This is a genomic window from Photorhabdus heterorhabditis, from assembly GCF_001280945.1.
In the GTDB taxonomy this organism is placed as follows: Bacteria; Pseudomonadota; Gammaproteobacteria; order Enterobacterales; family Enterobacteriaceae; genus Photorhabdus; species Photorhabdus heterorhabditis.
Genome location: NZ_LJCS01000179.1, coordinates 1 through 1,114 on the forward strand (window position 1 = coordinate 1; position 1,114 = coordinate 1,114).

Annotated in this window: 1 protein-coding gene and 1 pseudogene; both read left to right on the top strand. The window is 39.6% G+C overall.

All coding sequences use genetic code 11. The features are described 5' to 3' along the window. Positions 1-637 (top strand): annotated as a pseudogene (locus AM629_RS21170) (hypothetical protein); the annotation flags it as partial. 120 nt (positions 638-757) lie between these two features. Then, on the top strand, positions 758-913 hold the full coding sequence (locus AM629_RS24895; protein WP_235525582.1) for a hypothetical protein: 156 nt from the start codon (positions 758-760) through the stop codon (positions 911-913). The last annotated feature ends 201 nt before the right edge of the window (positions 914-1,114 follow it).

The window sequence follows — 1,114 nt, forward strand, 5'->3', positions numbered from 1 at the left end:
TGCCTTTTGTGATATTAAAACTAATGGCGTAACGGGGTTCAGTAACCGTAATTCGGCTCGAGCAAATCGGGGATTTGGCACATCTAGCACTGGCTCTATGCTATTAATGGCCAATGGCGAAAATGAAATCAGCCTGGAGTTCGGGGCGCTAAGCTGGTTTTCCCAAGATAAACTGTCAGATAAAGCCCGTAATCATTTCAACCCTGAAGCGACATGCAAACTGGAGCTGACTGCCATGCACGGTAAAAACAGCCAGATTCTGACAGCAATTGAAGTAGCGATTGATGAAAATGGTCAGCCCGTGGCAACAAAATCAAAGGATGAAACCAAATACGCCGCTATCAGTACACCAGTTGTACGCCATGTGATACAAGCAGATAATGTAGAAGCCGGACATAAAGATAAAAACTTCTTCAATATTCGAAAATTCCCGCCCAATATGACCTTATACCGGTTTAGCCGAACGGTAAAAATCAATGGGTTACCTGACTGGGAATGGGTTAAAGCAACACCTTATACCGATACACCGGAACAGCGCCGACAACTGCAACAGGCTTATATGGCTGTCTGGCAAGCCTATAATGCCAAAGACGTAAATACTATCCGGGAACAACAAAAAGTCGCGCTTAAAGCCTAGGCTTGGTCAACCGGTGAAAGTGTAGAGAGTATCTTTACCAGCAAATTTTTTCATCAAGATTTTAAAGAAAAAAGTTTTAAAATGATACCAATTAACTGGAATGACTACAAAGTTAAAATAATGAACGAGGGCAGAATGGTCAGATTGGTGAATAAATCAGACTTAAAGAATTCCCCAATATCCTATTACGTTGATGATGAAGATGGCGATACTGATCTAGCCACCATCTCACCTATTTTCTCATTAATTAACGGTCGTTTTGTCCAGGTGATTTAATTAACCAATATCGGGTTATTTAACCCGATATTTTTTCTTGATGGGAAATGTAATAAATCGGTGACATCTGTAGATCTCATAATCATGATAAATCGACACAAACTAACTCCAATTTTTTAGTATTAAAATAACAGCTACTTTCCAGATCAATAGGGAAATGTTTTTACCATATTTATCTTCATTGATAGCAGCACCATAAAC

What these genes read in the sequence shown, in the direction of transcription:
- AM629_RS24895 (WP_235525582.1), top strand. Translation starts at nt 758, where the DNA reads ATGAACGAGGGCAGAATGGTCAGATTGGTGAATAAATCAGACTTAAAG.